This is a genomic window from Acinetobacter sp. WCHAc060025 (assembly GCF_004209355.1).
GTDB lineage: Bacteria > Pseudomonadota > Gammaproteobacteria > Pseudomonadales > Moraxellaceae > Acinetobacter > Acinetobacter wuhouensis.
Genome location: NZ_SGSX01000021.1, coordinates 1 through 15,366, shown reverse-complemented (window position 1 = coordinate 15,366; position 15,366 = coordinate 1). Strand labels below are relative to the sequence as shown.

Genomic DNA, 15,366 nt, shown 5'->3' with positions numbered 1-15,366 from the left:
TTAATTATTTTTAGTCACAAACTGAGCAATATATCCTGCAATTTCTTGTGGACGACTCAATACTGCCCAATGGTTTGCATCTACTTCCACACGTTCAAATTTTTCGACCCATTTTGGCATTTCATCGATCAATTCTGGGCTGACAAACTTATCTCGCTTTAACACCACTGCCTGTACAGGGCATATTGCATGACGCTGACGTGGTCGTGTTAAACGAGGAATAAAGTTCGCTCGATATAAACTAATCCCATGTTCACCATCTTTAGAAATATTTTGATTTAATGGTAAGCCTTTGGTTTTCTCCAACTGACTCAGTACCATGCCCCAACGCTCAGGATTAAAGAAATGCCAAACTGTAGGTGCTAGGATCGGCAGTTGAAATGCAACAATGTACCAAGACTTAAATAATTGTTTGAAAAATTTACTTTTTTGATTTGCAAATTGATCACGCATCCAGAAAGCAGCATGATCTAAACATGGACCAGAAATCGTCGTATAAGACAACATACGATCTTTAAATTTTGCTTCAGTGGCTGATTCCCATGACTGAATAGAACCCCAATCATGTGCGGCTAAGTGAAAGCTACGATTTGGTAAAAGCTCATTGACCACACATTCTAAGTCTAAAGACAAACGCGGTAATGCATAATCACGAATACGCTTCGGTACACTCGACTCACCTGCACCACGTACATCATAAGTCACGATATAAAAATCATGAATTAAATTTTCAATGATCGGTTCCCAAACTTCCTGATTATCGGGATAACCATGTACCAAGACTAAAGCCGGTTTTTCAACATTGCCCCATGTTTTTGCATATAGTTTTTGTTGATCTTGAGTGGAAATCCAATAACTTTGCGCTTGCATCGACTCACCTTTATTGTTTTAACCATTGACTATGATTTTATGGTATAGGGCATTTCGATCAATGCCTCTTTCCATTCTGTTCTTTATTATGGTTGAAAAATAGATAACTAGAATTGACCATGAATTCACTAATCAAGAAACTACAGACAATCCCCTTTGTCTCTAAGTTTATGTTGAATCACTATTCACCTTACAAGGGTGCTGGTATCGAGATTGATAAAATTGATCTCAAAAATTTCCACGTTCGTGTCAAAATGCCTTTAACTCAGCGCAATCAGAATGTTGTCGGCGTACATTTTGGCGGTAGCCTATATTCGATGGTTGATCCATTCTATATGTTGATTTTGATGCATCATCTTGGACCTAAATATATCGTTTGGGACAAAGCGGCAACTATTAATTTTCTCTCACCAGGACGAAGTACGGTCTATGCAGATATTCGTTTAGATTTAAATGAAATTGATCACATCAAAAAACTGGCTGATAATTACCAACCCGTTTATCGAAATTACACTTTAAATATTTTTGATGATTCTGGACTAAGAATCGCAGAAGTTCAAAAGACTGTGTATATCCGTAGAAAAAAATCAAAACCATTTAAACGCTAAAATCGCTTTCAAAACGCATCCGTTCTCCAAATATTTTTTTAAGTCTATTCTTATAATCATCGTTATTCGATTAAGCACCTATCATTTATACACAAAAAAATAAGCGCAATTTGCGCTTATTTTATCTGAAGTAGATAATTTCTATATTAAATTACTTCTTTGTTTCAATTGCAGAGCCAGCACCACCGCCGATTGCACCACCAATTGCAGCACCAGTATCTCCACCGAAGATGCCTTTACCAAGTACAGCACCGATACCTGCACCTACACCGCTATATGTTGCATTACGGTTTGAGCCATTATTAGCCTTGCTACCGACAGCTGCGCCGCCACCTGCACCGACTGCAGCGCCAACACCATTACCCGCGTGATTACCTACACCACCACCCACTGCACCACCAAGTGCAGCAGAAGCGATACGCTTGTCGTTTGCAGACATGTTTTCACAACCAGTCAGCATCATTAACGGTAAGCTTGCGCACATCATGATCATTACTGTCTTTTTCATGTCTTCTCTCCTTTAGCTTAACGCTACAGCTTTATACTCTCATCAACACAACTGTTAAAATATAGAGTCGCTTTAAAATAATATTACGCCATAGAAACACAAATTAATGGAAAAATATTAGATTTTTGACATTCATTTGTAACTGCCATGACCAAATTTAAAATTCAACAATACTGAATATTCAAAAAAGTTATTCTTGTTTTAATATAAATTTATCGTTAAATCATTCTATTTCAAAAGACTATCATAAGCATAGCTGAATAGCCGACACTGAACTAATGAATAGAGCGAATACAATAATCATGCTGATGATGAATAGTGTTTGAAATTTTACTGCCAAATTCGAGATCCACGACTCTTGAAGTTTAAAAAGTCCAAGTAAAGATAGAAATATAAAATAGCTCATCCCTAACATCATCAGTACACCATAAAAACTCATCTCTGGCATAAACATCAAAGAGAACAGAATAAATAGTATTATTGGAAAGCACACCATGACAAGAGTTCGATGCCATTTTAGGCTGAGCGAAAACCTTTCATTATTCAACAGCCGATCCGTAAATATCCAAAATGATGTCCATTGACCCGTAAGCTCTTTATAAAATTGATTGATATATCTTACAATTTCAAGAATCAACAGTATAGAAATCCAAAAGATCAAGACCAAACTCACCATCCATAGTGTGGTATTACAAGGCGGTAGCATCGATATTTATTCTCCTTTTTTTATTTTAAATTATAAGCTTACATATATTGGATCATGAAAATGATGGTAGTACTCAAATTTTATAAAGGTTTTTCATTTTCAGTATACAAAAAAAGACGCCCTAAGGCGTCTTCTTCATTTCAAAATCTAAATGCGTTCTTAGAAAGAATCTTCATTTAAAGCTTGAGAGAATGCTTGGTCAACTTCAGAGAAGTCATTGACCAATTCATGTTCAGCAGCTTCCGCTTCTTGACGACGACGTTCTAAATGGTATGCAAGACCAGTACCTGCTGGAATCAAGCGACCAACTACAACGTTTTCTTTCAAGCCACGTAAATCATCTTCTTTACCTGTTACAGCAGCTTCAGTTAACACACGCGTTGTTTCCTGGAACGATGCAGCAGAGATGAACGAGTCAGTAGAAAGCGATGCTTTCGTGATACCCATCAATTGACGTTCAAACTTCGCAGGGAACTTGTTTTGAGCCAAGACAGCTTGGTTTTCGCCGACAACACGGATGTAATCCACTTGTTCGCCTTTGATGAAGCTTGTGTCACCGCCATCAGTGATATCAACTTTACGCAACATTTGACGTACGATGACTTCAATATGTTTATCGTTGATTTTTACACCTTGGAGACGGTAAACGTCTTGAACTTCGTTCACGATGTAGTTGGTTAATGCAACTTCACCTTTCAGACGTAAGATGTCATGTGGGTTTTGTGGACCATCAGAAATGGTTTCACCACGGTTCACATGCTCGCCTTCGAACACGTTGATTTGACGCCATTTTGGAATCAATTCTTCGTAGATCTCAGAACCATCATCAGGTGTGATCACTAAACGGTTTTTACCTTTAGTTTCTTTACCGAAACTAACAACACCAGAAACTTCTGCAAGAATTGCATGTTCCTTCGGTTTACGCGCTTCGAACAAGTCAGCTACACGTGGTAAACCACCGGTAATATCACGAGTACGTGAAGATTCTTGTGGTACACGACCGATAACGTCACCGACACCGATTGTTTCACCATCACGAACAGTTACGATCGTGTTTTGTGGCAAGAAGTAGAATTGCTCACCGCCATCTGCTGTATCCAACACGATTGCAGGACGCATATCTTTACCAGAAGCAGGACGTGCTGTTACAGGTAAGATTTCTACAGTCGTCATACCAGTAGCATCATCAGTCTTCGATGTTGCAGTTACGCCATCAGCGATTTGGCTGAAACGTGCTTTACCAGCAACTTCTGTAACCAATGGATGTGTATGCGGATCCCAAGTTGCAACAATACCGCCGCCTTCTACAACTTCGCCATCTTTGATTAAGATAGACGCACCGTATGGAAGTTTATAACGTTCACGTTCACGACCGATGTCATCTGCAATACCGATTTCACCAGAACGTGAAACAGATACCAAGTGACCTTTAGCATGTTGTACAGTTTTAACGTTATGGAAACGAACTGTACCTTTGTTACGAACTTGAACGCTGTTAGCAGCAGAAGTTCGGCTTGCAGCACCACCCACGTGGAATGTACGCATGGTTAACTGTGTACCAGGTTCACCAATTGATTGTGCAGCCATTACACCAACTGATTCACCTGGATTCACCAAGTGACCACGAGCCAAGTCACGACCATAACATTTCGCACATACACCGAAAGTAGACGCACAGTTTACAACTGAACGTACTTTCACTTCATCGACACCTTGCTCTTCTAAATAGTTTGCAAGTTTTTCGTCGATGAGTGTATTACGTGGAAGAATAACATCATCTGAACCAGGTTTTTTCGCATCTTCAGCAAGTACACGACCTAATACTCGAGCACCTAAGTTCTCGATTACATCGCCACCTTGAATGAACGGCGTCATGACAAGACCGTCATAAGTACCACAATCAGGCTCAGTAATAACCAAATCTTGTGCTACGTCTACAAGACGACGAGTCAAATAACCAGAGTTCGCAGTTTTAAGTGCTGTATCGGCCAAACCTTTACGTGCACCATGTGTTGAAATGAAGTACTGAAGTACGGTCAAACCTTCACGGAAGTTTGCTTTAATTGGTGTTTCAATGATCGAACCATCTGGTTTCGCCATCAAACCACGCATACCTGCAAGCTGACGAATCTGAGCTGCCGAACCACGGGCACCAGAGTCAGACATCATGTAGATTGAGTTGAATGATTTTTGTTTCTCGTCTTCACCCTGTTTGTTTTTAACAGTTGTGAATGACAAGTTATCCATCATCGCTTTCGCTACTTGGTCGTTTGTACGCGCCCAAATATCGACAACTTTGTTATAACGCTCACCCGCAGTTACGAAACCTTGTTCGAATTGTTGTTCGATTTCACGAACTTCAACTTCAGCTTTTTCGATAATTGCTTGTTTTTGTGGTGGAATCAACATGTCTTCCATACCAACAGAAACACCTGAACGTGTTGCTTGACGGAAGCCCAAGTACATCAATTGGTCAGCAAAGATAACGGTATCTTTCAAACCTAATTTACGATAGCAAGAGTTAATCAATTTAGAGATGTTTTTCTTGGTCATCTCAACATTGATTTGTTGGAAATCCATACCTTCAGGAACAACTTCCCAAAGTAAGCAACGGCCTGGAGTCGTATCTACAACAATGGTTTGTTGCTCACGGTTACCATTTTCATCAATTACAGTTTGGTGTACACGTGCTTTAACGCGAGCGTGTAAATCAACTTGACCTGTTGCAAGCGCACGGTTTACTTCGTGAGTATCCGCGAACACCATGCCTTCACCTTTGGCATTGATTGCATCACGTGTGATGTAATACAAGCCCAAGACAACGTCCTGAGAAGGAACGATGATTGGCTCACCATTCGCAGGTGACAAGATGTTGTTGGTCGACATCATTAACGCACGAGCTTCTAACTGAGCTTCAAGTGTTAATGGTACGTGAACCGCCATTTGGTCACCATCGAAGTCGGCGTTGAACGCAGCACAAACGAGTGGGTGAAGACGGATCGCTTTACCTTCAATCAGAATAGGTTCAAATGCTTGAAGACCTAAACGGTGAAGTGTTGGCGCACGGTTCAACATCACTGGATGTTGACGAATTACAGATGCTAGAACGTCCCAAACTTCTGGCGTTTCGCGCTCAACCATTTTCTTCGCAGCTTTAATGGTGGTTGCTTGACCAGATGCTTGTAGTTTCGCAAAGATAAATGGTTTGAATAATTCAAGTGCCATTTTCTTCGGAAGACCACATTGGTGTAAACGTAATGATGGTCCTACAGTAATTACCGAACGACCAGAATAGTCAACACGCTTACCAAGTAAGTTTTGACGGAAACGACCTTGTTTACCTTTGATCATATCTGCCAAAGATTTAAGAGGACGTTTGTTCGAACCAGTAATTGCACGACCACGACGACCGTTATCTAACAACGCATCTACAGACTCTTGTAACATACGTTTTTCGTTACGTACGATAATGTCTGGCGCAGCAAGGTCAAGAAGACGTTTTAAACGGTTGTTACGGTTGATTACACGACGGTAAAGATCGTTCAAGTCAGAAGTCGCAAAACGACCACCTTCGAGCGGAACTAACGGACGAAGATCTGGTGGAAGTACAGGAAGTACATTCATCACCATCCATTCTGGTTTGTTGTTCGACTCTTTGAACGCTTCCATCAACTTCAAACGTTTAGATGCTTTTTTAAGCTTCGTTTCTGAAGTTGTGTTTGGAATTTCTTCACGTAAACGAGAAATTTCAGCTTCAAGATCGATGTCTTTCAACAAGTCTTGAACAGCTTCCGCACCCATTTTCGCGCTGAATTCGTCGCCATGTTCTTCTAAAGCAGTGAAGTATTCTTCATCGTTAAGAAGCTGGTATTTCTCCATTGGCGTCATGCCAGGATCTGTAACCACATAAGATTCGAAATACAATACACGTTCGATATCACGTAAAGTCATATCTAGAAGCAAACCAATACGGCTTGGTAATGATTTCAAGAACCAAATATGCGCAACTGGAGAAGCCAATTCGATGTGACCCATACGTTCACGACGAACTTTCGCAGTTGTTACTTCAACGCCACATTTTTCACAAATGACGCCTTTGTATTTCATACGCTTGTATTTACCACACAAGCATTCGTAATCTTTTACTGGACCAAAGATTTTGGCACAGAATAAACCATCACGTTCAGGTTTAAACGTACGGTAGTTAATGGTTTCTGGCTTTTTAACTTCACCGTGAGACCATGACTTAATCATTTCTGGTGACGCAAGACCAATACGGATGCGATCAAACTCTACTGGAGCATGACCGTCTGAGTCCGTCTTTTTGCGCATGATATCGAGCAAGTCTTTCAATTTTTTTCTCCGTGTGTTGTGGAGATTTTCACTCTACAACTGGGTCACAAATATTGTTTTTACTGATTTTAGGGAATCTCGAAATCCCCCTAAATCCCCCTTTAAGAAAGGGGGACTTCTCCCCTCTTTTTTAAAGAGGGGCTGGGGGAGATTTCTTAGTCACCATTTTTCAGTTCAATGTTGATACCTAAAGAACGGATCTCTTTGGTCAATACGTTGAACGATTCAGGCATACCCGGATCCATATAATGGTTACCATCTACAATGTTCTTATAGATGCGAGTACGACCTTCAACGTCATCCGACTTCACAGTAAGCATTTCTTGAAGTGTATAAGCAGCACCATAAGCTTCAAGTGCCCAGACCTCCATCTCACCGAAACGCTGACCACCGAATTGAGCTTTACCACCCAATGGTTGTTGCGTAACAAGAGAATAAGAACCTGTAGAACGCGCGTGCATCTTGTCATCAACCAAGTGGTTCAATTTCAACATGTACATATAACCAACAGTTACTGGACGGTCGAAACGTTCACCTGTACGTCCGTCATACAATACGGTTTGACCTGTACGTGAAATACCACCAAGTTCAAGTAACTCTTTGATTTGACCTTCTTCTGCACCATCAAATACTGGCGTTGCTAAAGGAACACCTTTACGCAAGTTACCTGACAATACCAAGATTTCTTCATCAGTTAAGCTATCAAGATCTTCTTGCTCGCCACCAACTTTGTTATAAATCTTGTCTAAGAATTCACGGAGTTCAAGAACTGTACGTTGTTCTTTCATCATCTTGTCGATCTTATCGCCAAGACCTTTCGCAGCCATACCCAAGTGAGTTTCAAGAATCTGACCCACGTTCATACGAGATGGTACACCTAGAGGGTTAAGTACCACATCAACAGGAACACCGTGGATGTCATGTGGCATGTCTTCTACTGGTAAGATGTTAGATACAACACCCTTGTTACCATGACGACCCGCCATCTTATCACCAGGCTGGATACGACGTTTAACAGCTAAATACACTTTAACAACTTTCAATACGCCAGTTGTAAGCTCATCACCTGTAGAAAGTTTGCGTTTTTTCTCAGCAAATTTCTCGTCAATCTCTTGGCTCTTCTCTTTCAAGAATACTTGAATTTGAGTTAAACGTTCAGCGATTGCTTCGTCTACTGGCTGAATTTCAAGAAGTTCAACAAGCTCTAAACCAGATAACAATTCTTCAGAAAGTTTGTCACCACGTTTAGTTGTACCACCACCGTTAGACTCTTGACCTTTCAACAAGCGAACAATACGTTCACGTGCTGCTTCTTCGAAGATTTTGAATTCTTCTTTCAAGTCTTTACGGTAAGCATCTAACTGCGCTTTTTCAATTGCTTGAGCACGTTCATCTTTTTCAATACCGTCACGTGTGAACACTTGAACATCAATAACTGTACCTTTCACAGATGAAGATACACGTAAAGATGAGTCTTTCACGTCAGCCGCTTTTTCACCGAAGATTGCGCGAAGCAATTTTTCTTCAGGAGTTAATTGAGTTTCACCTTTAGGCGTTACTTTACCTACAAGGATGTCACCAGCAGCAACTTCAGCACCGATATAAACGATACCTGATTCGTCAAGTTTAGACAGTGCAGCTTCACCTACGTTAGGAATATCAGCAGTAATTTCTTCTGCACCTAACTTAGTATCACGCGCAACACATGACAATTCTTGAATATGAATCGAAGTCAAACGGTCTTCTTGAAGTACACGCTCAGAAAGTAAGATCGAGTCTTCGTAGTTATAACCATTCCAAGTCATGAACGCTACGCGCATGTTTTGACCAAGCGCAAGTTCACCACCATCAGTAGAAGGACCATCAGCAAGAACGTCACCACGACCCACTTTATCACCAAGGCTTACAAGCACTTTTTGGTTGATACAAGTGTTTTGGTTTGAACGTGTATATTTGATGAGGTTGTAGATATCTACACCAGCTTCACCCGCGATCATTTCGTCTTCATTGACACGAATAACCACACGAGAAGCATCAACAAACTCAATACGTCCGCCACGTTTCGCGATCACACACACACCAGAGTCATGTGCTACGTTTGCTTCCATACCTGTACCAACAAGTGGTTTGTCAGCAAGCAAAGTAGGAACAGCCTGACGTTGCATGTTTGAACCCATCAATGCACGGTTGGCATCATCGTGTTCAAGGAACGGAATCAGTGACGCAGCAACAGATACAACCTGCTGAGCAGATACATCCATATGCGTTACTTTTTCAGGAAGCATACGTACGAAGTCACCTTGATGACGTACAGATACGAATTCTTCTTGTAAGTTACCGTCTTTGTCAACAATCGAATCGGCCTGTGCAATCACAGTACCCACTTCTTCAATCGCAGATAAATATTCAACATCATCCGTTACACGACCATCAACAACTTTACGGTAAGGTGTTTCCAAGAAACCGAAGTTATTACATTTCGCATAAACTGAAAGCGAGTTGATCAAACCAATGTTTGGACCTTCAGGCGTTTCAATAGGACACACACGACCATAGTGAGTTTGATGTACGTCACGTACCTCAAAGCCCGCACGTTCACGAGTCAAACCACCAGGACCGAGCGCTGATACACGACGTTTGTGTGTAATTTCAGATAACGGGTTGTTTTGATCCATGAACTGAGACAATTGGCTTGAACCAAAGAATTCTTTGATTGCAGCAGCAACTGGTTTTGCATTGATCAAATCTTGTGGAGACAAGTTATCTGTTTCAGCTTGGTTTAAACGTTCTTTAACAGCACGTTCAACACGAACAAGACCTACACGGAATTGGTTTTCTGTCATTTCACCAACAGAACGTACGCGACGGTTACCCAAGTGATCGATATCATCGACTTCACCTTTACCGTTACGGATTTCAACCAAAGTTTTTAATACATCAATGATGTCATCGTTAGAAAGGATGCCTTCAACTTCACGAGACTTCTGATCTGTACCCACTTCGTAAGGACGACCCAAACGACGGTTAAACTTCATACGACCTACAGGAGACAAGTCATAACGCTCTGTAGAGAAGAATAAGTTATTGAATAAGTTTTCAGCAGCTTCTTTTGTTGGTGGCTCGCCTGGACGCATCACTTTATAGATTTCAACAAGCGCTTCTTCACGACCTGTTGTGGTATCTGCACGTAAAGTGTCTGCAACGAATGAACCACGGTCGATGTCATTGGTGAATAGAATGTTAAATTGTTTAACACCGCCTTCAGCAATTTTCACCAAGATTTCATGGCTAAGCACTGTATTTGCAGCAATCACTTCACCATCACGTAAAGCAATATCTTCCGCTGTAATACGTTCATACAAGTATTCATCTGGAACTGAAAGTTTTGTTAAACCAGCAGCTTCCATTTGACGTACATGGCGTGCATTGATACGTTTACCTTGTTCTACGATCGCTTTACCATCGTTATCCACGATATCGAATTGTGCCATTTCGCCACGTAGACGTTCTGGGACTAAGTCGATTTGGTAGCTACCCATATCAAGATATACAGGCACTTTTTCATAGAACATATTCAAGATTTGTTCATTGCTGAAATTCAGTGCGCGCAATACAACAGTCGCAAGTAATTTACGACGACGGTCAATACGCACGTAAACTAAATCTTTCGCATCGAATTCAAAATCTAACCATGAACCACGGTAAGGAATGATACGTGCTGAATAAAGCACTTTACCACTTGAGTGTGTTTTACCCTTGTCGTGATCGAAGAACACGCCTGGTGAACGGTGTAACTGAGAAACGATTACACGCTCAGTACCGTTGATCACAAAGGTACCGTTCTCAGTCATGAGTGGCATTTCACCCATGTACACTTCTTGCTCACGAACGTCTTTGATTGATTTCGTTTCACGATCTTTGATGATCAAACGAATTTTTACGCGCATTGGTGCCGCAAAAGTTGAGCCACGAAGAATACATTCGCGAACATCGAACTCTGGTTTACCAAGACTATACTCAACGAATTCTAAAGCAGCATTGCCCGAATAACTTTCTATAGGAAAAACTGAACGAAATGCCGCTTGGAGACCGATATCTTCGCGATTTTTTGGAGTTTTGCCATCTTGCAAAAAAGTTCTGTACGAGTCGACTTGAATCGCGAGCAAGTACGGAGTATGCATGACTTGGGGCAATTTACCAAAATTCTTACGGATCCGTTTCTTTTCGGTATATGAGTATGCCATCTGGAGTCCTCGGAAGGTAAACTAAGTCCGCCTGCAGAACGAACTTAGAAGAAATTACGCAGGTCGATATGACCACCACTTTTATACAAATGCTGCAAATTTCAGTGGTACAAAACGCTTAACAATATTTTTAAAATGGAAAAATATTGGTAAGCGTTTGATTGTGTTTATTTATTTTTAAAATTGATGATTTTTACATCAAACAATCTAAAATCGAGCCGATTATTGTAACGCAAAAAGGCTGATGACCCAAGAGCCATCAGCCAATTTGTGGAGTCGATTTTTAAATAATCGACTCCCCTTAAGATTACTTAAGTGTAACTGTAGCACCAGCTTCTTCAAGTTTTTTCTTAAGTTCTTCGCCTTCTTCTTTAGAAACAGCTTCTTTGATTACTGAAGGAGCGCCTTCAACTAAATCTTTAGCTTCTTTAAGACCAAGGCCAGTAGCTTCACGAACTGCTTTAATTACAGCAACTTTGTTAGCACCGAAAGAAGTCAACTCAACGTTGAATTCAGATTGTTCTTCAGCAGCAGCAGCGCCAGCGCCAGGAGCAGCAGCAACAGCTACAGCAGCAGCAGATACGTTGAATTTTTCTTCGAATGCAGAAATAAGTTCAACAAGTTCAAGAACAGTTTTTTCAGCAACTGCGTTTAAGATTTCTTCGTTTGTTAAAGCCATGAGAATAACTCCAAATGGAAATTGAATGGTGTGTAAAAATTTTTAAGCTTAAGCTGCTTCTGACTCGTTTTTCTCTTTGAGTGCTGTAATAAGGCGACCCAATTTCGAAATAGGAGCTTGAAGAACATTGGCAAGCATAGTAAGTGCTTTTTCTTGGTTTGGAAGATTTGCAATAACGCTAACTTCAGCACCTTTATAAAGTTTGCCGTCAAATGCAGCAGCTTTAAGTTCAAATGCTTTGTTCGTTTTAGCAAATTCTTCAAACAAGCGAGCAGATGCGCCCATGTCGTCTTCAGAAGTAGAGAAAGCTAAGATTGTTGGACCAACAAGGTCATCATTCAAGATATTGAATTGAGTATCTTGAAGTGCACGTTTAGCCAAAGTGTTACGCACGATACGTGTTTTAACACCTAGTTTACGAGCTTCAACACGTAGAGTAGTTAACTGCTCAACGGTTAAACCTTGATAGTCAGCAACAACAGCAGCGAACGCAGTAGCAGCAACTTCAGTTACTTCTGCTACGATCTGTTTTTTGTCTTCGATAAGAAGAGCCATTGAAAACCTCCTAGCGGTAATTTATGCATTCAACCGAATGCACTCCCAATTCGTAAGCCTCATGTTTTGCAACATTGGGACTTACACGCGGAGGAGGAAAAATCACACCACCGCGTCTACTCAGACTGGACTTTTAAGAAGCGAGTCCGAAAACTCCCCTCGCCTGAGGTCTTTGACGCTGATAAACATTCATTTATCAATTCAAAGTTTGCCTGAGGGGCGATCAGCAAAGCAGAGCTTTGCTGACCCGCAAGATGAGAAGCTATGCTTCGAATAAAGCAAAAATTCTTTCTTGCGCAGATTTTAAAGCAATGCTTTAAAACCTGCTCAGGGCTTTAAAATTCTTTTAATAAGTAATAAAACTTATTTAGTAACATTCTGTACGTCTACAACAAGACCAGGACCCATAGTTGAGCTCAAAGTGATCTTTTGAATGTAGATACCTTTAGAAGTTGCAGGCTTTGCTTTCTTAAGGTCAGCAACAAGTGCTTCAACGTTTGAACGAACAGCTTCAGCAGTAAAGCCTACTTGACCGATCGCAGCGTGGATGATACCCGCTTTGTCTACACGGTAACGTGCTTGACCAGCTTTTGCATTTTTAACTGCAGTTGCTACGTCAGGAGTTACAGTACCCACTTTAGGGTTTGGCATTAAGCCACGTGGACCAAGGATCGTACCTAATTTACCCACAACACGCATAGCGTCTGGTGCAGCAATCACGACGTCAAAGTCAAGGTTACCCGCTTGGATGCTTTCAGCAAGATCATCAAAACCAACAACGTCCGCGCCTTCAGCTTTAGCAGCTTCAGCAGCAGCGCCTTGAGCAAACACAGCAACACGTACAGTTTTACCAGTACCTGCAGGAAGTGTAGTCGCGCCACGAACAACTTGGTCAGATTTACGAGGATCAACACCTAGGTTTACCGCAACATCCAAAGATTCTTTGAATTTTGCAGCAGGTAGGCTGCTAAGAACTTGTACTGCTTCTTCCAAAGTGTAAACTTTGTTTGCTTCAACAGCAGCAGCAATGGCTTTTTGACGTTTAGTTAATTTAGCCATGTCTTATAGCTCCACTTCCAAGCCCATAGAACGCGCAGAACCAGCAATGGTACGTACACGTGCGTCTAAATCAGCACCAGTTAAATCTGGTTCTTTAGTAGTCGCAATTTCTTCCAATTGAGCACGAGTCAACTTACCAACTTTAGTTTTGTTAGGTACAGCTGAACCCTTTTGGATACCAGCAGCTTTCTTAAGAAGAATCGCAGCAGGTGGAGTTTTCATGATGAATGTGAACGACTTATCGTTGTACACAGTAATCACTACAGGAATTGGAAGACCAGCTTCAACTTTTTGTGTAGCAGCATTGAATTCTTTACAGAATGCCATGATGTTAACACCACGTTGACCTAGTGCAGGACCAATCGGTGGAGATGGATTCGCTTTACCAGCTGGAACTTGCAGCTTGATATAGCCGTCAATCTTCTTAGCCATTTCAAATTACCTCTGGGTACAAACGCCTTTTAGAGCTCCCCAAGTTTTTAAGTAACGATACCGTTACAACAACAATGCCCGATCCATAACAAATCGGGCGCTTTAAAACGATTTAGATTAAATTGTTTTTTCGACTTGGCGAAATTCCAATTCAACCTGCGTTGGACGGTTAAATACGTTAATCGTCAACGTTAAGCGCGATTTTTCGTACTGAACTTCTTCCACCACACCTTTAAAGTCTGTGAATGGACCATCAGTAACCAATAATTCTTCACCCGGCTCGAACATCGTCTTAGGACGAGGTGCTTCACCTTTATTGTGTACACGTGCAAGAATCGCATCAGCTTCTTTTTGCGTAATTGGTGCAGGTTTTTCAGCCGTACCGCCAATAAAACCTAAAACTTTCGGACATTCTTTAACAATGTGCCAAGTTTCATCATTCATTTCCATTTCGACCAATACATAGCCTGGAAAGAATTTACGCTCTGACTTACGTTTCTTACCATCCTTCATTTCTACCACTTCTTCGGTAGGAACAAGGACTTCACCAAAACTATCAGCAACAGCGCTACGCTGGATTCGATCATTAAGTGAACGCATCACTTGTTTTTCATAGCCTGAATAGGCATGAATAATGTACCAACGTTTCATAGCTCTCTTACCCGATAATAAACTTCATAAACCAACCGATGATATAGTCAAAACACCACAAAATAATTGCGGCAACTACAACAACGAGCAGAACCTGCCATGAAGTGGTTACTGTTTCATGCTTCGTCGGCCAAGTCACTCGACGCAATTCGATGCGCGAATCTTTGAGCAAACGAACAAAGCCTTTGCCTTGATGGGTGGCGTATAATAAACCTAAAGCTACGATGATACAAGCTAAAATTACCCCAACGCGCACCCACACATTATTTGCTGGTGCCCAATATGCTGGAAGATATTGATTTGTCATCAACGCACCGCCCAATAGAGCCAATGCAATGATCCACAAAATAAAATCAAATGGAGAACCTGACTTCACCATTTCAGCTGAATTGTTGCTTTGAGGAATTGCCGCGCCGCCATTTGCGTCACGTGATTTATCATTCGACATTTTTGTACTCGTCGTAGGTTTCGCGACTTATTATATGACCAGTTTAGCCGACATCAAGTTTTTTATTTAAAAACTGGCAGGTCAGGACGGGATCGAACCGCCAACATTCGGTTTTGGAGACCGACGCTCTACCAATTGAACTACTGACCTATAAATAAACCGAGAGTCTAAACTCTCGGTTCAAATTTCATTATGTGATTATGCAGTTACTTTAGCAACTACACCAGCACCAACTGTACGACCACCTTCACGA

Annotated in this window: 11 protein-coding genes and 1 tRNA gene; 1 reads left to right on the top strand and 11 read right to left on the bottom strand. The window is 41.2% G+C overall.

Going from position 1 to position 15,366, the window contains the following annotated elements; all coding sequences use genetic code 11:
- A complete protein-coding gene (locus EXE09_RS15755; protein ID WP_130117884.1) occupies positions 1 to 870 on the bottom strand; it encodes an alpha/beta fold hydrolase in 870 nt (289 codons plus the stop codon).
- Positions 871 to 989: 119 nt separating this feature from the next.
- Between EXE09_RS15755 and EXE09_RS15750 the strand changes: the two genes are divergently transcribed.
- Positions 990 to 1,478: a PaaI family thioesterase gene (locus tag EXE09_RS15750; protein WP_068973904.1), complete on the top strand. Its 489-nt coding sequence runs from the start codon at positions 990 to 992 to the stop codon at positions 1,476 to 1,478.
- A 151-nt stretch (positions 1,479 to 1,629) separates the two neighbouring features.
- Here EXE09_RS15750 and EXE09_RS15745 read toward each other — a convergent pair whose 3' ends face one another.
- From EXE09_RS15745 to EXE09_RS15700, 10 genes are all read right to left on the bottom strand, one after another.
- Positions 1,630 to 1,986 carry a DNA transfer protein p32 gene (locus EXE09_RS15745; RefSeq protein ID WP_068973905.1) on the bottom strand — a complete coding sequence of 119 codons (357 nt, stop codon included), beginning with the start codon at positions 1,984 to 1,986 and terminating at the stop codon, positions 1,630 to 1,632.
- 865 nt (positions 1,987 to 2,851) lie between these two features.
- Positions 2,852 to 7,045, bottom strand: coding sequence for a DNA-directed RNA polymerase subunit beta' (gene rpoC, locus EXE09_RS15740; protein ID WP_130117883.1), 4,194 nt, complete (start codon positions 7,043 to 7,045; stop codon positions 2,852 to 2,854).
- Positions 7,046 to 7,200: 155 nt separating this feature from the next.
- On the bottom strand, positions 7,201 to 11,289 hold the full coding sequence (gene rpoB, locus EXE09_RS15735; protein WP_130117882.1) for a DNA-directed RNA polymerase subunit beta: 4,089 nt from the start codon (positions 11,287 to 11,289) through the stop codon (positions 7,201 to 7,203).
- 307 nt (positions 11,290 to 11,596) lie between these two features.
- The gene (rplL, locus tag EXE09_RS15730; protein ID WP_068973909.1) at positions 11,597 to 11,968 is read right to left on the bottom strand and encodes a 50S ribosomal protein L7/L12; all 372 of its coding nucleotides are present in this window, start codon (positions 11,966 to 11,968) and stop codon (positions 11,597 to 11,599) included.
- Between the two features lie 48 nt (positions 11,969 to 12,016).
- Positions 12,017 to 12,523, bottom strand: coding sequence for a 50S ribosomal protein L10 (gene rplJ / locus EXE09_RS15725; RefSeq protein ID WP_068973910.1), 507 nt, complete (start codon positions 12,521 to 12,523; stop codon positions 12,017 to 12,019).
- A gap of 363 nt (positions 12,524 to 12,886) precedes the next feature.
- Positions 12,887 to 13,582: a 50S ribosomal protein L1 gene (gene rplA, locus EXE09_RS15720; RefSeq protein WP_068973911.1), complete on the bottom strand. Its 696-nt coding sequence runs from the start codon at positions 13,580 to 13,582 to the stop codon at positions 12,887 to 12,889.
- A 3-nt stretch (positions 13,583 to 13,585) separates the two neighbouring features.
- Positions 13,586 to 14,014, bottom strand: a complete 429-nt coding sequence (gene rplK / locus EXE09_RS15715) for a 50S ribosomal protein L11 (protein ID WP_004868049.1) — start codon at positions 14,012 to 14,014, stop codon at positions 13,586 to 13,588.
- A gap of 117 nt (positions 14,015 to 14,131) precedes the next feature.
- Entirely contained in the window at positions 14,132 to 14,665 is a 534-nt protein-coding gene (gene nusG, locus EXE09_RS15710) for a transcription termination/antitermination protein NusG (protein WP_004718486.1), read from the bottom strand.
- A gap of 7 nt (positions 14,666 to 14,672) precedes the next feature.
- Entirely contained in the window at positions 14,673 to 15,113 is a 441-nt protein-coding gene (secE, locus tag EXE09_RS15705) for a preprotein translocase subunit SecE (RefSeq protein WP_068973912.1), read from the bottom strand.
- A gap of 74 nt (positions 15,114 to 15,187) precedes the next feature.
- Positions 15,188 to 15,263, bottom strand: a tRNA-Trp gene (locus EXE09_RS15700).
- Positions 15,264 to 15,366 lie beyond the last annotated feature (103 nt).